General features: G+C 70.3%; 20 protein-coding genes and 1 pseudogene. 15 read left to right on the top strand and 6 right to left on the bottom strand.

Annotated elements, in window-relative coordinates; all coding sequences use genetic code 11:
- Positions 1 to 67 precede the first annotated feature (67 nt).
- The 6 genes from ACT3TZ_RS09890 to ACT3TZ_RS09865 all read left to right on the top strand — a co-directional run bounded on the left by ACT3TZ_RS09890 (position 68) and on the right by ACT3TZ_RS09865 (position 7079).
- The gene (locus tag ACT3TZ_RS09890) at positions 68 to 997 is read left to right on the top strand and encodes an ABC transporter permease (protein ID WP_444583244.1); all 930 of its coding nucleotides are present in this window, start codon (positions 68 to 70) and stop codon (positions 995 to 997) included.
- Positions 987 to 1940, top strand: a complete 954-nt coding sequence (locus ACT3TZ_RS09885) for an ABC transporter permease (RefSeq protein ID WP_444583243.1) — start codon at positions 987 to 989, stop codon at positions 1938 to 1940. The genes ACT3TZ_RS09890 and ACT3TZ_RS09885 overlap by 11 nt, the downstream gene beginning before the upstream one ends.
- Entirely contained in the window at positions 1937 to 3841 is a 1905-nt protein-coding gene (locus tag ACT3TZ_RS09880) for a dipeptide ABC transporter ATP-binding protein (RefSeq protein WP_444583242.1), read from the top strand. The genes ACT3TZ_RS09885 and ACT3TZ_RS09880 overlap by 4 nt, the downstream gene beginning before the upstream one ends.
- 238 nt (positions 3842 to 4079) lie before the next feature.
- Positions 4080 to 6002 carry a translational GTPase TypA gene (typA, locus tag ACT3TZ_RS09875; protein WP_444583241.1) on the top strand — a complete coding sequence of 641 codons (1923 nt, stop codon included), beginning with the start codon at positions 4080 to 4082 and terminating at the stop codon, positions 6000 to 6002.
- A 10-nt stretch (positions 6003 to 6012) separates the two neighbouring features.
- A complete protein-coding gene (locus tag ACT3TZ_RS09870) occupies positions 6013 to 6480 on the top strand; it encodes a hypothetical protein (protein ID WP_444583240.1) in 468 nt (155 codons plus the stop codon).
- Entirely contained in the window at positions 6477 to 7079 is a 603-nt protein-coding gene (locus tag ACT3TZ_RS09865) for a CDP-alcohol phosphatidyltransferase family protein (protein ID WP_444583239.1), read from the top strand. Before ACT3TZ_RS09870 ends, ACT3TZ_RS09865 begins: the two co-directional genes overlap by 4 nt.
- On the opposite strand, the gene ACT3TZ_RS09860 is transcribed toward ACT3TZ_RS09865, so the two are convergent.
- A complete protein-coding gene (locus ACT3TZ_RS09860) occupies positions 7024 to 7308 on the bottom strand; it encodes a putative acetyltransferase (RefSeq protein ID WP_444583238.1) in 285 nt (94 codons plus the stop codon). The two genes, ACT3TZ_RS09865 and ACT3TZ_RS09860, sit on opposite strands and share 56 nt — an antisense overlap.
- A gap of 146 nt (positions 7309 to 7454) precedes the next feature.
- On the opposite strand from ACT3TZ_RS09860, the gene fdxA reads away from it, so the two are divergent.
- The 6 genes and pseudogenes from fdxA (at position 7455) to pflA (ending at position 13823) form a co-directional block, all read left to right on the top strand.
- Positions 7455 to 7781, top strand: coding sequence for a ferredoxin (gene fdxA / locus ACT3TZ_RS09855; RefSeq protein WP_444583237.1), 327 nt, complete (start codon positions 7455 to 7457; stop codon positions 7779 to 7781).
- Positions 7782 to 7785: 4 nt separating this feature from the next.
- Positions 7786 to 8967, top strand: coding sequence for a succinyldiaminopimelate transaminase (dapC, locus tag ACT3TZ_RS09850; protein ID WP_444583236.1), 1182 nt, complete (start codon positions 7786 to 7788; stop codon positions 8965 to 8967).
- Between the two features lie 14 nt (positions 8968 to 8981).
- Positions 8982 to 10379, top strand: a complete 1398-nt coding sequence (locus ACT3TZ_RS09845) for a citrate synthase (RefSeq protein WP_444583235.1) — start codon at positions 8982 to 8984, stop codon at positions 10377 to 10379.
- A 180-nt stretch (positions 10380 to 10559) separates the two neighbouring features.
- Positions 10560 to 12680: a pyruvate formate lyase family protein gene (locus tag ACT3TZ_RS09840; RefSeq protein WP_444583234.1), complete on the top strand. Its 2121-nt coding sequence runs from the start codon at positions 10560 to 10562 to the stop codon at positions 12678 to 12680.
- Between the two features lie 122 nt (positions 12681 to 12802).
- A pseudogene (locus ACT3TZ_RS09835) lies at positions 12803 to 12988 on the top strand (glycine radical domain-containing protein); the annotation flags it as partial.
- 1 nt (position 12989) lies between these two features.
- Positions 12990 to 13823 carry a pyruvate formate-lyase-activating protein gene (gene pflA, locus ACT3TZ_RS09830; RefSeq protein ID WP_444583233.1) on the top strand — a complete coding sequence of 278 codons (834 nt, stop codon included), beginning with the start codon at positions 12990 to 12992 and terminating at the stop codon, positions 13821 to 13823.
- 7 nt (positions 13824 to 13830) lie between these two features.
- On the opposite strand, the gene ACT3TZ_RS09825 is transcribed toward pflA, so the two are convergent.
- The 4 genes from ACT3TZ_RS09825 to dapD all read right to left on the bottom strand — a co-directional run bounded on the left by ACT3TZ_RS09825 (position 13831) and on the right by dapD (position 17948).
- Entirely contained in the window at positions 13831 to 14415 is a 585-nt protein-coding gene (locus tag ACT3TZ_RS09825; protein WP_444583232.1) for a DUF4276 family protein, read from the bottom strand.
- Positions 14412 to 15596 (bottom strand): AAA family ATPase, encoded by a 1185-nt coding sequence (locus tag ACT3TZ_RS09820; protein ID WP_444583231.1) that lies wholly within the window; start codon positions 15594 to 15596, stop codon positions 14412 to 14414. The genes ACT3TZ_RS09825 and ACT3TZ_RS09820 overlap by 4 nt, the downstream gene beginning before the upstream one ends.
- A 378-nt stretch (positions 15597 to 15974) precedes the next feature.
- On the bottom strand, positions 15975 to 16931 hold the full coding sequence (locus ACT3TZ_RS09815) for a hypothetical protein (RefSeq protein ID WP_444583230.1): 957 nt from the start codon (positions 16929 to 16931) through the stop codon (positions 15975 to 15977).
- A gap of 27 nt (positions 16932 to 16958) precedes the next feature.
- Positions 16959 to 17948, bottom strand: a complete 990-nt coding sequence (gene dapD / locus ACT3TZ_RS09810; protein ID WP_444583229.1) for a 2,3,4,5-tetrahydropyridine-2,6-dicarboxylate N-succinyltransferase — start codon at positions 17946 to 17948, stop codon at positions 16959 to 16961.
- Between the two features lie 159 nt (positions 17949 to 18107).
- On the opposite strand from dapD, the gene ACT3TZ_RS09805 reads away from it, so the two are divergent.
- Complete coding sequence (locus ACT3TZ_RS09805) at positions 18108 to 19883, top strand: FAD/NAD(P)-binding protein (protein WP_444583228.1); 1776 nt, start codon at positions 18108 to 18110, stop codon at positions 19881 to 19883.
- Between the two features lie 21 nt (positions 19884 to 19904).
- On the opposite strand, the gene ACT3TZ_RS09800 is transcribed toward ACT3TZ_RS09805, so the two are convergent.
- Entirely contained in the window at positions 19905 to 20774 is an 870-nt protein-coding gene (locus ACT3TZ_RS09800; protein ID WP_444583227.1) for an endo-beta-N-acetylglucosaminidase H, read from the bottom strand.
- 216 nt (positions 20775 to 20990) lie between these two features.
- On the opposite strand from ACT3TZ_RS09800, the gene ACT3TZ_RS09795 reads away from it, so the two are divergent.
- The gene (locus tag ACT3TZ_RS09795) at positions 20991 to 21728 is read left to right on the top strand and encodes a peptidyl-tRNA hydrolase (RefSeq protein WP_444583226.1); all 738 of its coding nucleotides are present in this window, start codon (positions 20991 to 20993) and stop codon (positions 21726 to 21728) included.
- Complete coding sequence (gene dapE / locus ACT3TZ_RS09790; protein WP_444583225.1) at positions 21716 to 22846, top strand: succinyl-diaminopimelate desuccinylase; 1131 nt, start codon at positions 21716 to 21718, stop codon at positions 22844 to 22846. Before ACT3TZ_RS09795 ends, dapE begins: the two co-directional genes overlap by 13 nt.

The following is a 22846-nucleotide window of genomic DNA, read 5'->3' as shown; positions in this document are numbered from 1 at the left end:
AGGACCGCCGCCCCCGGTGCCCCGGGCGTCGTGCCCATGGCACCGTCCCCCCTACGAAGGTGACCCTGTGATCTGGTACATCGCGCGGCGACTGCTGCAGATGGTCCCCGTCTTCCTCGGCGCGACGCTCCTCGTCTACGCCATGGCGTTCTATTCCGGCGGCGACCCCATCGCCGCGATCTCCGGTGACAAGCCGTTGTCCCCGGCAGTCGTCGCCCAGCTGCGCGCGGAGTACAACCTCGACAAGCCGCTCGTCGTCCAGTGGCTCATCTACATCGGCAACGTCGTGCGCGGTGATTTCGGGATCTCGCTCCAGGGGCGCCCCATCCTCGACGACCTGCGCGACGCCTATCCCGTGACCATCCGGCTGGCCCTGATCGCCGTGGTCGTCGAGACCGTCCTGGGCGTCGCCGCAGGCGTGATCTCCGGCCTGCGCAAGGGGACCTGGATCGACACCACGTTCCTGCTCGTCTCGCTCCTCGTGATCGCCGTGCCGACCTTCGTCATCGGCTTCGTGGCGCAGTTCGTGCTGGGCGTGAAGTGGGGACTGATACCGGTCAATGTCGGACGGGACCCCTCGTTCGTGAATCTCCTGGTCCCCGGGGCGGTGCTGGGCATCGTGTCCTTCGCCTACGTGCTGCGGCTGACCCGCACGTCGGTGTCCGAGGTCGCGACCGCCGATCACGTGCGCACCGCGACCGCCAAGGGTCTCTCGCGCGGTGGCATCGTCTCCAAGCACATCCTGCGCAACTCCCTGATCCCCGTCATCACCTTCGTGGGCGCCGATGTCGGGGCCCTGATGGGCGGGGCGATCGTCACCGAGAGCATCTTCAACATCCACGGTGTCGGGTCCGAGCTCTTCAGCGCCATCACCCGGTCCGACAGCCCCAAGATCGTCTCCATCGTCACGATCCTCGTGATCATCTTCCTGATCGCGAATCTCATCGTGGACCTTCTGTACGCCGTGCTCGATCCGAGGATCCGATATGCCCAGTGAGGCCACCGCACCCCGCGCGACGCAGCGCCATCAGGTCGCACCCACCTCCGAGACGCCTCTGCGCGCCGTCGATGCCGTCGACACGACCCGTGCCCCGCGGTCCCTGTGGGCCGAGGCCATCCACACGCTCGTACGCAATCCGGTCTTCGTCGTCTCGTCGCTGCTGATCGCCTTCGTCCTCTTCGTGGCGCTGTTCCCCGGCGTCTTCAGCTCTCTGGACCCGACCCGCGGCGATCTCTCGATCGCCAACCAGAGGCCGAGCTCCGAGCATCTCTTCGGCACGACCCGCCAGGGCTACGACGTCTTCTCCCGCACGATCCACGGGACCCGCACGTCGGTGCTCATCGGGTTCCTCACGATGGTGCTCTCGACCCTCATCGGCGGCGTGATCGGGGCCGTGGCCGGATATGTGGGGGGCTGGTTCGACGAGCTGCTGTCCCGGGTCACCGACGTCTTCTTCGCGATCCCGCTGATCCTCGGCGCGATCGTGTTCGCGAACCGCTTCTCAGGGCACATGAGCCTGTGGACCGTGGTGCTGGTGCTGTCGATCTTCGGATGGACCAATGTCGCGAGGATCATGCGCGGAAGCGTCATCTCCGTGAAGAACCAGGACTTCATCATGGCGTCGACGGCACTGGGGGCAGGACGTGCGACGAACCTGCTGCGTCACGTCGTCCCCAACGCGATCGCCCCGGTCATCGTCACCGCCACCGTCAACCTGGGCGTCTTCATCGTCGCCGAGGCCACGCTGTCGTTCCTCGGGGTAGGGGTCACCAGCGCCGTCTCCTGGGGGGCGGACATCTCCGACGCCAAGCCCGCGCTGCGGACCAACCCGATGATGCTGTTCTACCCGTCGGTCGCCCTGGCCGTCACCGTGCTCAGCTTCATCATGCTGGGCGACGCCGTGCGCGACGCGCTCGATCCGAAGGCGAGGAAGCGATGACCTCCACCGCACCTGCACCCCACCGCTCCGAGAGCACCGCGGACGAGCCGCTCCTGGAGATCACGGACCTCGACATCACGTTCTCGACGTCGTCGGGCCCCGTCCACGCCGTGCGCGGCGCGGGCCTCACGGTGTATCCGGGGCAGACGGTCGCGATCGTGGGGGAGTCGGGGTCGGGCAAGTCGACCACCGCCATGGCGATCGCGCGACTCCTGCCCAAGAACGGGAGGGTCACCGGCGGCAGCATCCGCTTCGGCGGCCGCGACATCACCCAGGTCTCCGACCGGGAGATCCGGACGCTGCGCGGGGACGAGATCGGCCTGGTTCCGCAGGACCCGATGAGCAACCTCAACCCGCTGTGGACCGTCGGGTTCCAGATCCGCGAGGCGCTCGCCGCCAACGGCATCGCCCGGGGGAAGGCCGCGCGCAAGCGCACCGCCGAGCTCCTCGCCGAGGCGGGGCTGCCGGACGCCGAACAGCGGGCGCGCCAGTACCCGCACGAGTTCTCCGGCGGCATGCGCCAGCGCGCCCTCATCGCGATGGGGCTCGCGGCGCGTCCGCGCCTGCTGATCGCCGACGAGCCGACGAGCGCGCTCGACGTGACCGTGCAGCAGCAGATCCTCGATCACCTGGACACGCTCACGACCGAGATGGGCACGGCCGTCCTGCTCATCACCCACGATCTGGGACTCGCCGCCGAGCGCGCTCAGCACCTCGTGGTCATGTACAAGGGGCAGGTCGTCGAATCCGGGCCGGCGCTCGAGCTGCTCCAGCGCCCTCGGCACCCGTACACCCGGCGACTCATCGCTGCCGCGCCCTCGCTCGCCTCGCGCCGCCTCGTCTCGGACAAGGAGCGCGCCCGCATCGCCGAGCAGGCGCAGCAGGTGAGGGCAGAGGTCTCCCCCACGCGGATGGCCCGGACCCGGCCGGACCCCGTCGGCGGGAACGCCGCGCCCGCCGTCCCCGACGACGTCGTGGTGCGCGTCGAGAATCTGACCAAGGTCTTCCCCATCCGCGGCAGCGTGCCGTGGCGGTCGAGGGCGTTCACCGCCGTGGACGACGTCTCCTTCGACCTCGTGCGCGGGACGACGACGGCGATCGTGGGCGAGTCCGGCTCAGGGAAGTCGACCGTCGCGCAGATGGTGCTCAAGCTCCTCCAGCCCACCTCCGGCCGCGTGCTGTTCGAAGGGCGCGATGTCACGGAGCTGGGGAGGACCGAACTCATGGCCCTGCGCCGGCGCGTGCAGCCGATCTTCCAGAACCCCTACGGCACGCTGGATCCCACCTACTCGATCTACCGCGCGATCGAGGAGCCGTTGCGCCTGCACCGCATCGGCAACGCCCGCAGCCGTGAGGCCAAGGTGCGCGACCTGCTCGAGAAGGTGTCCCTGCCTGCATCGATGATGCGGCGGTACCCCAACGAGCTCTCGGGTGGCCAGCGCCAGCGCATCGCGATCGCACGGGCCCTCGCGGTGGACCCCGAGGTGGTCGTGTGCGACGAGGCGGTCTCCGCGCTCGACGTGCTCGTCCAGGCCCAGGTGCTGTCGCTCCTGAACGACCTCCAGGCGGAGCTGGGCCTGTCCTACATATTCATCACCCACGATCTCGCGGTCGTTCGTCAGATCGCCGATCGCACCGTCGTCATGGAGCGGGGCAGGGTCGTCGAGGAAGGTGCCACCGAGGAGCTCTTCCACGAGCCCCGGGAGGAGTACACCCAGCGCCTCCTGGGGGCGATCCCCGGCGGTTCGATCCCGCTCGCGGGGTCGGAGACGATCGAGGTGGAGGTCGATGCGGAGCGCGGCGTGGATGCCGCGGCCGCCGAGATCTCCGAGGTCGACGGGCCGACCTCGCCGCTGGGGGAGGAGCCGACCGATCCCTTCACGGGAGCCGGTCACGTCTGAGGGAGGAAGCCGGACGCGACGGCGGCGGCAGGGCCCGTGCGCCCCGTACGTGGCGAACCGCACCCGCGCGATCGGGCCCGGAGCCGATAGAATCTGACCGGTCGGAGCACGCCCATGCCTGCGCCCCTCCTCGGAGCGGGCCGGTCCGCTGGGCGTGCCGCCGTGATCCCGGGCCCCGGGAGCACGTGCCACACGGGCGACGATCGCCCTCCACCTCGACGAAACGAGTAGCCCCCGCATGTCCATCCAGCACCGCAACGACCTGCGTAATGTCGCCATCGTCGCCCACGTCGACCACGGCAAGACCACCCTCGTCGACGCCATGCTCACCCAGGGCGGCGCCCTCGGGGAGCGCGACAAGCACGAGGACCGCGCGATGGACTCCGGCGAGCTCGAGCGCGAGAAGGGCATCACGATCCTCGCCAAGAACACGGCGATCCGGTACCACGGCCCCTCGGCCGCCGCCAACGGCGAGCCCGACGGCATCATCATCAACGTCATCGACACCCCCGGCCACGCCGACTTCGGCGGCGAGGTCGAGCGCGGCCTGTCGATGGTCGACGGCGTGGTCCTCCTCGTCGACGCCTCCGAGGGTCCCCTCCCGCAGACCCGCTTCGTGCTGCGCAAGGCGCTCGCCGCGAAGCTGCCCGTGATCCTCGTGGTCAACAAGACCGACCGCCCGGACGCCCGCATCGACGACGTCGTCTCCGAGACCACGGACCTGCTGCTGGGCCTGGCCTCGGACCTCGCCGACGAGGTCGAGGGCCTCGACGTCGACGCCGTCCTGGACGTGCCCGTCGTGTACGCCTCCGGCAAGGCCGGCCGCGCGAGCCTGAACAAGCCCGCCGACGGCGAGCTGCCCGACTCCGAGACCGTCGAGCCGCTGTTCAAGACGATCATCGAGTCGATCCCGGCCCCCGTGTACGACGACGAGATGCCGCTGCAGGCGCACGTCACCAACCTCGACGCCTCCCCGTTCCTGGGTCGCCTGGCGCTCCTGCGGATCGTCAACGGCGAGCTCTCCAAGGGCCAGACCGTCGCCTGGGCCACCCAGCACGGCGACATCAAGAACGTCCGCATCACCGAGCTGCAGGAGACCAAGGGCCTCTCGCGCGAGCCGATGACCCGCACCGCGCGCCCCGGCGACATCGTCGCCGTCGCCGGGATCCCCGACATCATGATCGGTGAGACCCTCACCGACGTGGAGGACCCGCGCCCGCTGCCGCTCATCACGGTCGACGATCCCGCGATCTCCATGACCATCGGCATCAACACCTCGCCGCTGGCCGGCAAGAACGGCAAGGGCCACAAGCTCACCGCCCGCCAGGTCAAGGACCGCCTCGACGCCGAGCTCGTGGGCAACGTGTCCCTGCGGGTCCTGCCCACCGAGCGTCCCGACGCCTGGGAGGTCCAGGGCCGCGGCGAGCTCGCGCTGGCGATCCTCGTCGAGCAGATGCGCCGCGAGGGCTTCGAGCTCACCGTCGGCAAGCCCCAGGTGCTGACCCGCGAGATCGACGGCAAGACCTCCGAGCCCGTCGAGCGCATGACGATCGACGTCCCCGAGGAGTACCTCGGCGCCGTCACCCAGCTCATGGCCTCCCGCAAGGGCCGCATGGAGACGATGTCCAACCACGGCTCCGGCTGGGTCCGCATGGAGTTCGTCGTCCCCTCGCGCGGCCTCATCGGCTTCCGCACCCGGTTCCTCACGGACACCCGCGGCACCGGCATCGCCTCCTCCTACGCCGACGGCTACGAGCCGTGGCTGGGACCGATCGAGCTGCGGTCCTCGGGCTCGCTCGTCGCGGACCGCCCCGGTGCGGTGACGCCGTTCGCCATGATCAACCTGCAGGAGCGCGGCAGCTTCTTCGTCGAGCCCACGAGCGAGGTGTACGAGGGCCAGGTGGTGGGCGAGAACTCCCGCAACGAGGAGATGGACGTCAACATCACCAAGGAGAAGAAGCTGACGAACATGCGTGCCGCCTCGTCGGACGCCTTCGAGAACCTCGTCCCGCCGCGCAAGCTCACCCTCGAGGAGTCCCTCGAGTTCGCCAACGACGACGAGTGCGTCGAGGTCACCCCGCAGACCGTGCGGATCCGCAAGGTGGTCCTGGACCAGGGGCAGCGCGCACGCCTGCGCTCGCGGTCCAAGGCCTCGGTCTGATCGGCATCACGTGACCCGGCCGCCGGCTGCCGCCGACCGTGCCCCCGGAGCCCAGCGCCCCGAGGGCACGGATCCGGCGAGCCGGGCGGTGCAGGTCGTGGCCGCGATCGTGCTCGCGGTCATCTCGGTGCTGCTGCTGGTGACGATCCATCGTCTCGAGCTGCCGGTGGCCGGGATCGACCTGCCGATCGGGCTCGTGATGGGCGCCGTGTTCCAGCTGGCGGCCTCGCTGTTCCTCGTGGCCTCGACCGGGCGGCGCCTGCCGCTGGTGGTGCTGACCGCCGCCTGGGGCGCCCTCGTCATCCCGTTCTCGGGCAACGGTGCGGGCGGCGGCGTGCTCATGCCCGGAGCCCTCGGCGACCAGATCCAGTACCAGGGATGGATCGTCCAGCTGATCGGCGTGGGCGTCCCCCTGCTGGTCCTCGTCGTGATGTGGGCCGTCCGCATGCGGACGCTGCTCGCCGCGAGGGACCGGTGAACGATCCCGCACCCGCCGGTCCACGGGCCGGGGGAGGGCGCCCCGACTGGGCGACGATCCCCAATGCGGTGACCCTCGTGCGCCTGGTGCTGCTGGTCCCGGTGTGCGTGCTCCTCGTCGACGGCGGCCCCGACACCCTCTCCGTCCTGCTCCTGCTGGTCTGGGCGCTCACCGACTGGATCGACGGGATGCTCGCGCGGCTGCTCGACCAGACCAGCCGCTTCGGCCAGGTGCTGGACCCGGTGGCCGACAGGATCGGGCTGATCGGGATCGTGCTCGCCCTCGCGCTCGCGGACCTGCTGCCGTGGGCCGCGCTCGTGGTGGTGGCCGTCGTGGACGTGGTCGTCGCGATCGTGACCTCGCGCGCGGCGCTGCGCAGCACGATCGCCGTCTCCCTCGTGGGCAAGGCGCGCACGGCCCTGCTGATGACCAGCGTGTTCCTCCTGGCGGCCGCGGGAGCCTGGATGCCGGCGGCCCTCCCGTTCGTGCAGGCCCTCCTGTGGATCGCCGTGGCGCTGCACGTGTGCGCCGGGGCGGGCTACGTCATCGGGGCGCGACGCGGCGCACGGGCGCCGGAGGCACCTGCTTCGCCGCGATGACCAGGCCGCGCACCACCCGGTCCGCACCCCGGCGCGTCATCACGGTGACCGTCTCCGCGTCGACCGCCGCGATCGTGCCGAGGGCATCGGTCATCCCCTCGCCGTGCGGCGAGAGCGCGCGGTCGATCCGGTAGCGCAGGACCACCCGCACCCCCGGCTCCAGGAACGGCGCCCATCCGGGGCGCTCACGGGCGGGGCTCGGCCCCGCGACCTCGTCGCGCGCATCCATGGTCCGAGCCTAGCCAGGGGCCGGTGCTGTTCATCGCGTCACCCTCACGCCTCCTCCACGTCCCGGGGCGCCCGTCGTCCCCGGGGCAGTGCGATGATGGAGGTTCGCCCCCTGCCGTACCTGCGAGCATCCGGAAGGACCGCACCATGACCTACGTCATCGCCCTGCCCTGCGTCGATGTCAAGGACCGGGCATGCGTCGACGAATGTCCGGTGGACTGCATCTACGAAGGCAACCGCAGTCTCTACATCCAGCCCGACGAGTGCGTGGACTGCGGCGCCTGCGAGCCCGTCTGCCCCGTCGAGGCCATCTACTACGAGGACGATGTCCCCGACGAGTGGGCCGACTACTACAAGGCCAACGTCGAGTTCTTCGAGGACCTCGGCTCTCCCGGCGGCGCCGCGAAGATGGGTGTCATCGACAAGGACCACCCGCTCATCGAGGCGCTCCCGCCCCAGGGTGAGGGCGACTGACCCCGTGACCGACGCCGCGCAGCCCCGCCGCCGGTCCCTCGCCGCGCGCCTGCCGGAGTTCCCCTGGGACACCCTGGCCGCCCACCGCGCCCGCGCCCAGCAGCACCCCGACGGGATCGTCGACCTCTCGGTCGGGACCCCCGTGGACCCGACACCGCGCCGTATCCAGGAGGCCCTGGCGGACGGCGCCGACTCGCACGGCTACCCGACGACCGTCGGGACCCCCGCCCTGCGCGACGCCCTCGTGCGGTTCGTCCGGCGCCACCTCGCGGCCCCGCCCGAGACCGACCACGCGCACGTCCTGGCGACGGTGGGCTCCAAGGAGCTCGTGGCGCAGCTGCCGTTCCAGCTCGGGATCGGCGCCGACGGCGCGGTCGCCTTCCCCCACATCGCCTACCCCACCTACGAGATGGGCACGATCTTCGTGGGCGCCACCCCGGTGCCCGTGGATCTCGAGCGCCTGGCGGCCGAGGGCGACGCCGCCTTCGAGGGGACCGCGACGGCGGAGCTGATCGGACGCATCGGCCTGCTGTGGGTCAACTCGCCCGGCAACCCCACCGGCGCGGTGCTCAGCGCCGAGCAGCTGGCCTCGATCGTCGCCTGGGCACGGGAGCGCGGGATCGTGGTGGCCTCCGACGAGTGCTACGCCCTGCTGCCGTGGGACGTCACCGACGTGCCCTCGATCCTGGATCCGCGGGTCAACGGCGGCTCCCTCGACGGCGTGCTGTGCGTGTACTCGCTGTCCAAGCAGTCCAATCTCGCCGGGTACCGCGCCGCCTTCGTGGCCGGGGACCCCGCCCTGATCGGCGAGCTCACGGCGATCCGCAAGCAGGCGGGTCTCATGCTGCCCGGGCCCATCCAGACCGCGATGACGACGGCGCTGGACGACGACGACGCGGTGACCGCCCAGCGCGAGATCTACCGTCGGCGACGCGACGTTCTGCGCCCCGCGGTCGAGGCCGCGGGCGGCACGATCCCGCGCTCGGAGGCGGGACTGTACCTGTGGACCACGTTCGGGGAGGACGCCCTGACCAGCGTCGCCCGTCTCGCCGAGCTGGGAATCCTGTGCGCACCGGGGATGTTCTATGGTGGGGCGGGCGAGCGCCACGTGCGGATCGCCCTGACGGCCACCGACGACCGCGTCGCCGCCGCCGCCGCACGCCTCGCCTCCATCAGACCTGTGTGAACGGAGACCCACCCGTGGATCAGACGACGACGTCCACCTCCCTCCGGCACGGCGGCCACGAGCTCGAGCTCGGGACCGTCGAGGCCGTCGAGGGCAATGCCGGGATCGACATCGCCCCGCTGCGCAAGACCACCGGGGACGTCACGTACGACCCGGGCTTCATGAACACCGCCAACACCAAGTCGGCGATCACGTACATCGACGGCGACGAGGGGATCCTGCGCTACCGCGGGTACCCCATCGAGCAGCTGGCCGAGCACTCCAGCTACCTCGAGGTCTCCTACCTCCTCATCAACGGCGAGCTGCCCACCGCCGGGCAGCTGGACAACTTCGTCTCCTCGATCGAGCGCCGCACGCTCCTCGACGAGCGCTTCAAGCGCCTCTTCGACGGCTTCCCGCGGGACGCGCACCCGATGGCCGTGCTGCAGGCGGGTACCTCGGCGCTGTCGACGTTCTACCAGGACTCCCTCAGCCCCTTCGACGAGGACCAGGTGCGCCTGTCGACGTACCGCCTGCTGGCCAAGGTGCCGACGCTGGCCGCGTACGCGCACCGCGTGGGTCAGGGCCACGCGCTCCTGTACCCCGACAACCGGCTCTCGCTGATCGAGAACTTCCTGCGCCTGACCTTCGGGTTCCCGGTCGAGGACTACATCGCCGATCCCGTCGTGGTCCGCGCCATGGAGCAACTGCTGATCCTCCATGCCGATCACGAGCAGAACTGCTCGGCCTCGGCCGTGCGGCTCGTGGGCTCGGCCCAGGCGAACCTCTTCACCTCGATCTCCGCGGGGATCGGCGCGCTGTCCGGCCCCGCCCACGGCGGCGCCAACGCCGCGGTGATGGACATGCTCGACGAGATCCAGACCAGCGGGATGACCCCCGAGCAGTTCATGGAGAAGGTCAAGAACAAGGAGAAGGGGATCCGCCTGATGGGCTTCGGCCATCGGGTGTACAAGAACTACGATCCCCGCGCGCGCTTCGTCAAGAAGATCGCCGACGACGTCCTGGAGCGCCTGGGCGTCCACGACGAGCGGCTCGAGCTGGCGGTCAAGCTCGAGGAGATCGCGCTGGCCGACGACTACTTCATCGAGCGCAAGCTCTACCCGAACGTCGACTTCTACACCGGCCTCATCTACAAGGCGATCGGGTTCCCCACCCAGATGTTCACGGTGCTGTTCGCGATCGGCCGGATGCCCGGCTGGATCGCGCAGTGGAACGAGATGATCCACGATCCCGAGACGAAGATCGGGCGCCCCCGCCAGATCTACACCGGCAGCCCCAAGAGGGACTACGTGCCGATGCCCGCGCGCACCGGCACCACGGAGCTGCGCCTCGAGGAGCTGCAGGCCGAGCTCGACAAGGAGCACCGAGAGGTCCAGAAGCGCCGCGCCGCGGAGCGCCGTCTGGACCACTGAGTCCCTCCGCGCCAGCCCTGCACGAGCCCGAGGCCCCCGTCGTCACGACGGGGGCCTCGGCCGTTCCCGGGGGACCTTCGTCCGGTCGGAGAGCCTCGCGGCGCTCCTAGCCTGGTGTCATCACCTCGAGGCGGCGCCGAGCACAGGGCCCGACGAACCCCCGGGACGAGGAGGCTCACCATGTCGACCACGTTCACCGACCGGATGCCGGCGCACGACGCCACGACCCCGGATCCCTGGAGGGGCTTCCTCCCCGGGCCCTGGCACGAGCGCATCGACGTCCGAGACTTCGTCCAGCGCAACTACGAGCCCTACGGCGGAGGCTCCGCCTTCCTCGCCGGCCCGACCGCCAAGACCCTCGCCGTGTGGAGCACCCTCGAGCGCGACTACCTCTCCGTCGAGCGTCGCCGGCGCGTGTTCGACGTCGACACCCACACCCCCGCGGACATCGACGCCTTCGCCGCCGGGTACATCTGCCCCGAGGACGACGTGATCGTCGGCCTGCAGACGGACGTGCCGCTCAAGCGGGCGATGATGCCCAACGGCGGCTGGCGCATGGTCGAGACCGCCATCCGCGAGGCCGGCAAGGAGCCGGACCCGGAGGTCGCGAAGATCTTCACGCGCTACCGCAAGACCCACAACCAGGCCGTGTTCGACATGTACACCCCGCGGATCCGCGCCGCCCGCAGCTCCCACATCATCACGGGCCTGCCCGACGCCTACGGTCGCGGGCGGATCATCGGCGACTACCGGCGTCTGGCCCTGTACGGGGCCGACGCCCTCATCGCCGACAAGCTCCGGGCCAAGGACGCCGTCGCGGACCAGCCCTTCAGCGAGCACTGGGCCCGGTACCGCGAGGAGCACGCCGAGCAGATCACGGCGCTGACGAAGCTCGTGCGCCTCGGCGAGGAGTACGGACTGGACCTGCGCCGCCCCGCGGCGACGGCCCAGGAGGCGGTGCAGTGGACCTACATGGCCTACCTCGCCTCGGTGAAGAGCCAGGACGGCGCGGCCATGTCGATCGGCCGGCTCTCCCCGTTCCTGGACGTGTACTTCTCGCGCGATCTCGCCGAGGGCACCCTGGACGAGTCGGGTGCGCAGGAGATCATCGACCAGCTCGTCATCAAGTTGCGGATCGTGCGGTTCCTGCGGACCGTCGACTACGACCAGATCTTCTCCGGAGACCCCTACTGGGCCACCTGGTCCGATGCCGGGTTCTCCGAGGACGGCCGCTCGCAGGTGACCCGCACCTCGTTCCGCCTGCTGCAGACCCTGCGGAACCTCGGCCCCGCCCCGGAGCCCAACATCACCATCTTCTGGGACCCCTCGCTGCCCGAGGGGTACAAGGAGTTCTGCTCGGCCATCTCGATCGAGACCAGCTCGGTGCAGTACGAGTCGGACCGCCAGATCCGTGAGCAGTGGGGCGACGACGCCGCGATCGCCTGCTGCGTCTCGCCGATGAAGGTGGGCAAGCAGATGCAGTTCTTCGGCGCGCGCGTCAACGCCGCCAAGGCGCTGCTCTACGCGATCAACGGCGGCCGCGACGAGATGACCGGCAAGCAGGTCACCGAGGCGGGCGCGTTCACCCCCATCACCGGCGACGGCCCGCTCGACTTCGACGAGGTGTGGCTGCGGTACGAGGAGATGCTCGACTGGGTGGTCGGCACCTACGTCGAGGCGCTGAACATCATCCACTACTCCCACGACCGGTACGCCTACGAGGCCGTCGAGATGGCCCTGCACGACTCCGACATCGTGCGCACGATGGGCTGCGGCATCGCGGGCCTGTCGATCGTCGCGGACTCCCTCTCGGCGATCCGGTACGCGCAGGTCACCCCGGTGCGGGACGAGACGGGCCTCGTGGTCGACTACCTCACCGAGGGCACCTTCCCGGTGTACGGCAACGACGACGACCGCGCCGACGACATCGCCGCGACCATCGTCCACACGGTGATGCGCAAGATCGCCGAGCAGCCGATGTATCGCGACGCGATCCCCACCCAGTCCGTCCTGACGATCACCTCGAACGTCGTGTACGGCAAGGCCACCGGGTCCTTCCCCTCCGGCCACGCCGCCGGGACGCCGTTCGCCCCGGGCGCCAACCCCGAGAACGGGATGGACACCCACGGGATGGTCGCCTCGATGCTCAGCGTCGGCAAGCTCGACTACCAGGACGCCCTGGACGGGATCTCGCTGACCAACACCATCACCCCGCAGGGGCTCGGACGCACCAAGGACGAGCAGGTCACGAACCTGGTCGGGATCCTGGACGCCGGCTTCGTCATGGACGAGGACGCCTGAGCGCCCGACCCTCCCACCACCACCCATCAGCATCACCAGCACGAGGAGAACCCGAGATGACCGCCAAGACCTTCGACGAGCGCCTGGCCGACATGACCGCCAGCCGCGCCGCCCACCACATGTCCGAGGGGCTGTACCACGCCAACATCAACGTCCTGAACAAGGAGACGCTGGTCGACGCGATGGAGAACCCCGAGAAGTACCCGAGCCTCACGGTGCGGGTGTCCGGCTACGCGGTGAACTTCGTCAAGCTCACCCGTGACCAGCAGCTCGACGTGCTGGGCCGCACCTTCCACCACGGCGCCTGACATGCCCGCCGCCCCGACGCACGCACGGCGGGCCGGAGCCGGCGTCGAGGGCCTCCAGGAGGCCGAGCTCGGACACAGCGACCGTCTGGCCGCCGTCCGGGCCGGCACCCTGGCCTCGATCCACTCCTGGGAGCTGGTCACCGCGGTCGACGGTCCCGGCACCCGCCTGACCATCTTCTTCTCCGGCTGCCCGCTGCGGTGCGTCTACTGCCACAACCCCGACACCCTGTCCATGAAGGACGGGCACGACATCACCCTCGACGAGGTGGTCGCGATGATCCGGCGCTACCGCAGGGTCTTCCGTGCCACCGGGGGAGGGATCACCCTGTCCGGCGGCGAGGTGCTCATGCAGCCCGTCTTCGCCCGCAACGTCCTGGCAGCCGCCCAGGAGCTGGGCGTGCACACCGCGATCGACACCTCGGGCTTCCTCGGCGCCGCCGTGGACGACGCGTTCCTCGACCTCGTGGACCTCGTGCTGCTCGACGTCAAGAGCGGGATCCCCGAGACGTACCGGGCGCTCACGAGCCGCGAGCTCGCGCCCACGGTCGCCTTCGGGGACCGGCTCGCCGCCCACGGCACGCGCATCTGGATCCGCTTCGTCGTGGTTCCCGGATGGACCGAGGCCGAGGACAACGTCGAGGCCGTCGCCGAGATCGTCGAGCGCTGGCGCCCGGTGGTCGAGCGCGTCGAGGTGCTGCCCTTCCACAACATGGGTCAGGACAAGTGGGACGCGCTGGGGCTCGAGTACCGCCTGCGGGACGTGAAGCCGCCGTCGGCCGTGGTGGTCGATCGCGTCCGGGCGCAGTTCCGCGCGCACGGGCTGCCTGCGGCGTGAGTGCGCACTACAGTCGACCAGCGCTCTCTAGAGCTGAAGTCATCGCTTCAAGGAATCGCTTGAATGACGGAGACTTCGATGCTGCTTCGTCCAGGTCTAAGTGTGCGGTCAGGCTCGCTTGGTGAACCGTCTTCTTGTAGGACTCGGTCATGAGCTCTCGAAGCTTACCGGCAGCGTTTCTTGGCAGTTCCGGATCGCCAGCTAAAGAAGCATCGCCTTTTATCAAGTGAGAGTTCCGCAGGGACTGGATGCCGGCTAGGAGCCAGGCCTCGTACTCGCGGACGGCGACGAGAACAGTTGCCCTGCAAGAACTGTTGCCCAGCTGAGATTCAGTTTCTCTGGAGGCGACCGCAGGATCGTCGTCGTCACTGTCGTAGACGACGATAACTATGCCGTCTTCACCTACGGCGAGTCTTTGCATGCGCACGGCGGCGGCGACTTTTGGGCTCGTCATGTGGGGGCGGCCAATCCGGTGAGGTGTTCGAATGCTTATATCGAACACCCCACGTGTCATTGCAATTCTGCGAATGAGAATCGGGATTGCCTGAACCTCGCCGTGGCCTTCGACTACGGAAGCTATGCGAATGGTCAAATCAGCACCTGCTGCGAGTCGCTATCGCCTGGCTGGAGCTGATCGGTGCGAAGCAAGTCCCCTGCACTGAAAAGGTTCTCTTTCAAGGCCGTCTGGGCTGCCGCGTCGGGTCGTCCAACGTGGGTAGTCCCTTGGGTTGACCTGACTGCCAGGATTTCATATGGTCGAATTGATTCAGAGTCCAGGAGATCAGGGCTGTGACTGGTAACGAGTATTTGGCGCGATTCCGACGCGTCTCGTATCGCTTCGAGCAGCACTCCTGCGGCCGCCGGGTGGAGTGCGGTCTCGGGCTCTTCCACTGCGATGGGGCTTGGTGAGGCTCCGGATGTGTCAAGCATCGCAGTTAGTACGGCGAGTGCCCGAAGCGTGCCATCGCTCACCGATGTTGCCGGAAACTGCCACGCATGTACAGCTCCTTTTACCTCTTGCTGAAAAGTGAGCGTCTCCCATGCGCCCGCAGCTTCCCGCTTCACCGAATGGATACCGGGAACAATTGCGCGCAAATACTCCTCGATGCGCGCTTTCGTGCCGGGGGACTCGGAACCGATCCGCCCTATGACGCTCGCGATGTTTGAAGCGTCACGGTGTAGCGTGTCGCCGGGGTCTGGCGTCTGGGGGAGACGCATGGCGTCCGGGGATGGGCTGAACACCTCTACGCCGGTGAGGCCGTCGAAAAGTGGTCTGAATTGCTCCACACCAGAAAACGCGACGAGCGCAAGCCTGTCATCTTGAACTTTTGGGATCACCGATGCGATCGAAGAATCAACAATTTTTCCATCCTGGACGACGAAGAATGCGTCTTCGCTGCCAAACCCGGAGGTTCTAACTCGGCATGCCTCGCGCGTAACGCGATACCCTTTGTCTTTTGCGGATCCGATCGAGAACTCGTAGCGCATGCCAGCGCCCCGAGACTCGGCGTCGATGCCAATGGTGAAGTGAGCGGGGTGGCCGTTCGATCGACGGCGGACCTCAGCATTTCCTCCGCGTTGCCGAAGGGCGTTATCCAGGTTTTCGTTCAAAGCCTGGCTAATAAGGCGCAGGCTATCGACGACGTTCGACTTTCCGGAGCCATTTGGGCCAACCAGGAACGAAAGGTTGCCCAGCTGAAGATCGCAACTCTTGACACTCCGATAGTTCCTGAGTCGCAGTCTTGTGATAGTGAACGGCGTGACGTTCGGCATGTGGAGAGTGTAGCGGCCCACAACTTCTACTGTCTTCGGGCTGGGGGCTGACGGCAATGTGGTCCAGAACCGCGCCCCGAGCGATGTCCTTGCTGTCAAACGTCGAGCTGTATGAGTTGTGTCGCTGATGGGACGTGTGGATGCGGTCGCAGTCGCTCCGAGTTCGAGAGGCCATACGGGCGAAAGCGCGTCGTGCACGGGTGCTTCCGCGTAACAGGCCAGATGGGTCCCGCGCGGTGGATGCCGGCTTCAGCTGTGCGGGGGGGGGGGGGGCTGTTGCCTTGGTAAGTTGTCCTGTTTCGTCGTGAATCGTCAAATGTGGAAAACGGACTAGCGGTGTGGCTCGTCGCGATCTCCGGCTGGAGCAAGGTGCGCGAGTCAGGACCCCGCGACGAGCACGACGACCTTCGAGGCATCGCCGCCGGCCTGGGTGGTCCAGCTGCCGGGGGTCGTGTTCTCGGTGCCGGTGCGGCCCCACACCCGGCCGCCGTAGGAGACCTGGACGATGCCGTCCTGCTCGGCGCGGGCGACCGCCCAGGAGGCGAGCGCCCAGCCGCGCCCCTCGTCGCCATGGGGGTCGATGACCAGCGCCGTGGCCCCGGCGCCCGAGGGGACCGCGGGTGCCGAGCCAGCGGCGGGGGAGAGCGCGCTGGTCACGGTGCCCGCGGCGCTCAGCCGCGGGAACTCCCGGGCGAGCGAGGCCTGCGCGGTGCGCGGATCCCCGGCTCCCGAGGGTGCGTCGAGGTCGCACACCAGGTTCGCCCCGCTGCGGCCCGTCAGCGCCGAGGCGAAGATCCTGCCCTCGGTCTCGTGATCGGCGTAGGCCTCGGGGAACCCGGACCTCTGCACGGTCTGGGCGGCGTCGTTGAGCGACATCGTCTCGTAGCCGGGCACCTTCGCGAGGGCGTCGTAGAAGGCGTTGGAGGCGTAGACCGGGTCCATGATCTGATCGACCGTCCCCCAGCCCTGCGAGGGGCGCTGCTGGAACAGGCCGATCGAGTCGCGGTCCCCGTGGTCGATGTTCTCCAGTCGCGACTCCTGGAATGCCGTGGCCAGCGCGATCGATGCCGCCCGCGGCGGCATCCCGCGATCCAGAGCCACCGCGGAGATCAGGGCGGCATTGGCCGTCTGCTCCGCGGAGTACCGATGGCTCGTGCCCAGGCCCGAGGCCGTGCAGGTGCCCGTGCGCAGCGTGTCCCCGTAGCGGGACAGCGCCACCCAGGTCCCGCCCGCGATGAAGGCGAAGACGAGCACCAGCACGAGCGGCACCACCACGTGGCGGGTCCGCACGCCGCGCCGCGAGGGGGCGGCGCGATGCGTGGAGCGACCGCTCATCGGCGCCCGCGCGCTCGGCGCGCCCAGTCAGTCGTTGGCATGGAGGGCGGTGTTCAGCTCGACCGTGCGCCCCTCGCGCGCCACCACCTCGACCGCGCCGGTGACGGAGTTGCGGCGCAGCAGGAGGTTGGACACCCCGGACAGCTCGCGGGCCTTGACGATGGTGCCGTCGGCCTCGGTGCCCCGGGGGTCCACGACCGTGACCTTGGTGCCGGCCGTGACGTACAGGCCCGCCTCGACGACGCAGTCGTCGCCCAGCGCGATCCCGATCCCGGACTCCGCACCGAGGAGCGAGCGCTCGCCGATCCGCACCCGCTCGGTGCCGCCGCCGGACAGGGTGCCCATCGTCGAGGCCCCGCCCCCCACGTCCGAGCCGTCGCCCACGACGACGCCCTGGGAGATCCGGCCCTCGATCATCGAGGTGCCGAGCGTCCCGGCGTTGAAGTTCACGAAGCCCTCGTGCATCACGGTGGTGCCCTCGGCGAGGTGGGCGCCCAGCCGCACGCGGTCCGCGTCACCGATCCGCACTCCCGAGGGGACCACGTAGTCGACCATGCGGGGGAACTTGTCGACGCTCAGCACCGTGGGCGTGCGGCCCGCGGCGATCAGCCGCAGACGGGTCTCCTCGAAGCCGGGGACGGCGCACGGCCCCTCGGCGGTCCACACGACGTTGGTGAGCACGCCGAAGAGCCCGTCGAGGTTCTGCTCGTTGGGGCGCACCAGGCGGTGGGACAGGAGGTGCAGGCGCAGGTAGGCGTCGGCGGCGTCGGCCGGCGCGGCGTCCAGCACGGTCGCGGTGACGACCACCTCCTGGTGCGTGCCGCGGACCTCGTCGGCCCGAGCGGCAGAGCTCAGCTGCGCGTGCAGCAGATGGGCGGACGGGTCCTCGGGGGCCTCGCCGAGCTGCGGGGCGGGGTACCAGACATCGAGGGTCGAGCCGTCGGCGGCGAGGGTGGCCAGGCCGATGCCCCACACGGGGGAGTGCTCGGCAGAGGGTGCGGTCGCAGTCGTCGTCATGCCCGAGATTCTACGGAGCCGAGCCCGAGGACGGGCCGGGAGCACGACGTGATCCGGAACCGACCCGGGGCCCCTCGTCCCGCGGCAGGAGCCCGCCGACCATGTCGCGGCGTGACCGCCGCGACCGGGCACGGGACGTCCACGCCCGATACTGGGGGGATGACCGTCCCCTCCGAGCACCCGCCCACCGAGCCCGCGAGGACCGTCGTCGTGATCGGCGCGGGCCCCCGCGGGACGGCGGTCCTCGAGCGCCTGGTCGCCGCCTCGACGACGCCCGGATGGCACGGCCCGCTGGACGTGCACCTCGTCGATCCCGACGTGGGACGCGGCGGCGCCGTCTGGCGCACCGACCAGAGCCACGTGCTGCTGATGAACACCACGACGTGCCAGACCACGATGTACCCGGACGCCTCGTGCCGACCGCTGCTCCCGGTCCCGCACCACGAGACGCTCGCGGACTTCCTGGCCCCCGCGGGCTACGCGCCGGCCGACATCGCCCCGCGCGCCGAGCACGGTCGCTACGTCGCGGCGGTCCTGGAGCGGGCCGAGGCCGATGCGGACCCCGCCCGCCTGCGGATCCTCCGGCACGCCTGCGAGGCCCTCGACGTCTCCGGGGCGCCCGACGGACCCCAGCACGTCACGCTCTCCGACGGATCGGTGCTCGAGGCCGACGCCGTGGTCCTCGCGCTCGGCCACCTCGCGACCGCACCGTCGGCCCGCTCGCAGCGGATCGCGGAGGCGGCGCGGCGCTTCGGCCTCGCCCACCTCCCGGCCTCCAATCCGCTCGAGGTCGCCTACGGGGCGCTCCTGGGCCGCGAGCGCGTCGCCGTCCAGGGGATGGGGCTGAACTTCTACGACGCGATCGGCATGCTCACCGAGCTCGCCCGCGGCACCTTCGTCGAGGACGGGACCACGCCGTCGGGCCTGCGCTACCTGCCCGGCGGCGGCGAGCCCCAGCTCGTGGCGGGGTCGCGCTCGGGCATGGTCTACCGCCCCAAGCCCGACCTGCGCCCGCAGATGCCGTCGACCTATCAGCCGGTGGTGCTCACCGACGCGGTCGTCGCCGAGCTCGCCCGCCGGCCCGGGGGCCTCGACCACGAACGCGACACCCTGCCCCTGCTCGTCGGGGAGCTGGAGTCGGCGCTGACCGCCGCAGGCCACGACGGCCTCGCCCAGGAGGAGCAGATCCTGCGCCTGCTGTTCCCGCTCGGGCGGCGCGCGGTCGCCGTGCCGGATGCCCACGTGCGGACCCGCGCCGTGCTGCGCGAGGCGGTCGCCGCCGCCGGCGCGCCCGATCCGGTGTGGGTGCTCGTGTTCGAGGTGCTCTCGGCCCTGCGCATCCGGATCAACCGGCTCGCAGGGCTGGGCGCCTACACGACCGACAGCTTCACCCGCGACATCGATGGGTTCCTGAAGAACGCCTTCGCCTCCTGGGCCTCGGGGCCGCCCCTGCGGCGAGCCCGCGAGGCCCTGGCGCTCGAGGAGGCGGGACTGCTGGTGTTCACGGGCCCCGGGTTCTCGCTCGGGGTCGACGAGGACGCCGGACGCTTCACGGTGCGGGCCGGGGACGGCCCCGTGCACCGGTGCGACGCCGTGCTCGAGGCGCATCTGCCGGGGGTGGACCTCGAGGCGTACGCGAGCCCGCTGATCCGGGCCTGGCGGGAGCGCCGCGAGGCCGTCCCCGCGGTGCTCCCGGATCTGCACGGCGACGAGCCGCTGGTCACCGGCAGCATCGACGTGGGCCCGGACGGAGCCCTGGTCGCGGGCGACCGCACCCGCTACCGGCGGCGGATCCTGCTGGGGGTCCCCGTCAGCGCGTCCCAGCCCGGGAGCGCGATCTCGGCGGAGCCCCGCACCTCCCCGCAGCTGCTGCGGTACGCCGAGCGGGCGGCCGTCGAGGCCGCCACGCTCGCCGGGAGCCTCGACCGTCCGTGACGGACGAGGCGCCGCGGACGCTCAGGCGTCGCGGACGGCGGCGGCGCCGTACAGCTCCTGCGTGAAGGCCGACAGGTACTCCGAGCGGTCCTCGTCGTCGAGGTCGTAGGTGAGATACACGCCGTATCCCTCGGAGACCGTACGGCGCGCGTAGTCGGCGGCCGTGGACGCCGGGGTGTCGGCGATCTTGACCGCCGCGGGGGAGAGCTGACCCTTGCCCATCCCGGGGATCTGCGGCACGGCCCAGGTGGCGTAGTAGGGGTTCCAGGCGTAGTCGAAGGTGTCGCCCAGGCGCACGTCGCCGTCGACGGTGCGGGCCGCGGACTCGCCGATGTTGTAGAGCGTGATGAGCCGCTCCGTGCCCAGCTCCGCACGCAGGGCGGTCACGAGGTGCACGAACGAGGAGTCGTTGGGCTGTCCCGTGCCGTCGGCCCCGTACTCGGCGAATTCATCGTCGAAGTCGATGCCGTCGAGTCCGTGCTCCTCGACGACCTCGGCGAGCTGGCGGGCGAAGTCCGCCGCGGTCGCCTGGTCGGGGAAGTTCGCGAAGCCGGCGCCCTGGTGGTTCCCCAGCACCGACAGGAGTACCTTGATGCCCTGCTCCTGGAGCGGGCGGATCTGGTGGGCGGCGTCGTGGAGGGTCGCCCGGACCTTCTCGTTGAGGTGGAGGACAGCGTGCCCGTCCTCGCCGCGGTCGATGTTAGCCGCGAAGATGATCGCCACGTCGTAGACCGGCGTGGACGAGCCGCTGAGGGTGTAGCGGCCCACGCTGGCCAGCTCGTGGTCGTTGACCTCGACGTAGCAGATCGAGACGGGCCTGTTCTCGGGGGCGGCGTGCGCCGCGGCGGGCAGGGTGATCGCCGCGGCCCCCGCGGCGGCCGCCGGCAGCACCGCCAGCAGGAGCGGCGGGTGGGTCGCAGGACGGCTTCTCGATGTCCGGACATGGAATGGTCTCCTCGTCGTCGGGTGCGGCGGGAGGATCCCACCGCGTCGTGAGCGCCATCACTTTAGCGCTTCAGTGCCGCCCGAGGTCAAGGGCCGACGCCCAGAACCGGCGCCCTTCCCGCGTCGCGGACCGGTTCGGCGACCGCGTGGCACGATGGCTCCGTGCCCGACGAACCTGTCCTCCCCACCCCTCCGCACGATGCCGACGACGATGCCGCGACGCAGGCTCCGGCCCCCGAGGAGATCCCCTGGGCGATGCAGCTGGTGGTGCTCCGGGACCGCCACCACGACCAGCGCGAGGTCGACGTGTGCGAGACCGCGGCGCGGGCCGTCGTCGCCCTCGTCGACGACGAGCGCTCCCGCCCCGGTGGCCCGTGGCACGAGGCGGTGACGCACTGGACCACGGGTGGGCGGATCCGCAAGCTCGTGCGCCGCGCCGACGGCAAGCGCTGGGACGACGTGCAGGCGCTGCCCGGGGTGACCGTCTCCGACGAGCCCACCGACACCGCCGTGCGTGCCTTCGTGCCCGCCCCGACGCATCCGCTGCCCAAGGCCCTCGACAAGCTCCAGGTGGGCGGGACCACCTTCGTCCCCGGGGGCACCTCCGATGCGGACGGGGCGCACGTGGTCCTCGAGGTCAGCCCGCTCGCGGAGATGACGAGCGGCAAGAAGGCGGCCCAGTGCGGGCACGCCGCCCAGCTCGCCTACGACGCGATGGACACCGCCACCCGCGACGCCTGGCGCGGCGAGGGGTTCCGGGTGCGCGTCGTGACCCCGGACCGCGACGCCTGGGCTGCCGAGCAGGTGCAGGTCTCGGTCGTCGACGCCGGGTTCACCGAGCTCGACGGTCCGACGGAGACGGCTCGCGCGCGGTGGACGGTGGCACCATGGGGGCCATGAGCCCTTCCGCGCCCGCAGCCCTGGACCCGTACGCCGACATCGTCGACCTCACCGCCGCGATCGTCGACATCCCCTCCGTCTCCGGGGACGAGAAGGCGCTGGCCGACGCGGTCCAGGAGACCCTGCGCGTCCACGCCCCGCACCTCACCCTCGAGCGCGACGGCGACACGGTCGTGGCCCGCACGCACCTCGGGCATGCGCGCCGCGTGGTGCTCGCCGGGCATCTGGACACGGTGCCGCTGAAGGACAACCTGCCCTCGCACCGCCGTGAGCGCGACGGCGTGCAGGAGCTCGTGGGCCGTGGCAGCTGCGACATGAAGGGCGGGGTCGCGGTCTTCCTGCAGCTCGCGGTGCTCGCGACCGCCCCGCCCGTCGACCTCACGTGGATCTTCTACGACCACGAGGAGGTCGCCGCCGCCGACAACTCCCTGGCCCGGATCGCCCACACCCACCCGGAGTGGCTCGCGGGGGACTTCGCGATCCTCGGCGAGCCGACGCGAGCAGGGGTCGAGGGCGGCTGCAAGGGGACGATGAAGCTCGAGATCACCGCCCACGGCACGGCGGCGCACTCGGCCCGGGACTGGGTGGGGGACAACGCCATCCACAAGCTCGGCGAGGTGCTGCGCCGGCTGGAGGCCTACCAGGCGCGCACCGCGGTGATCGACGGGCTCTCGTACCGCGAGTGCCTGAACGCCGTGCGGATCGACGGCGGGATCGCCGGCAACGTGATCCCCGACCGCGCCCACCTGACGATCAACTACCGCTTCGCCCCCGACACCGATCCTCAGCAGGCGGAGGCCCACGTGCGCGAGGTGCTCGAGGGCTGCGCCGTGGACATCGAGGTCTCCGACTCCGCCTCGGGCGCCCTGCCCGGACTCGACTCCGCGCCCGCCCAGGAGTTCCTCGCGGCGCTCGGGGACGGCGTGCGGATCGAGGCCAAGCAGGGATGGACCGACGTCGCCCGCTTCTCGGCGCTCGGGGTGCCCGCGGTGAACTTCGGACCCGGGGACCCGCTGCTCGCCCACACCGACGACGAGCACGTGCCCGTCACCGAGCTCCGCGACGCCCTGACGAGCCTGGCCCGCTGGCTCGGAGTGGATGTCACCGCGGCGCGATAG

Source organism: Brachybacterium sp. AOP25-B2-12 (genome assembly GCF_052378625.1).
Lineage (GTDB): Bacteria > Actinomycetota > Actinomycetes > Actinomycetales > Dermabacteraceae > Brachybacterium.
Note: the sequence above shows the minus strand (reverse complement) of the source record. Positions and strands in the feature narration are given on the sequence as shown.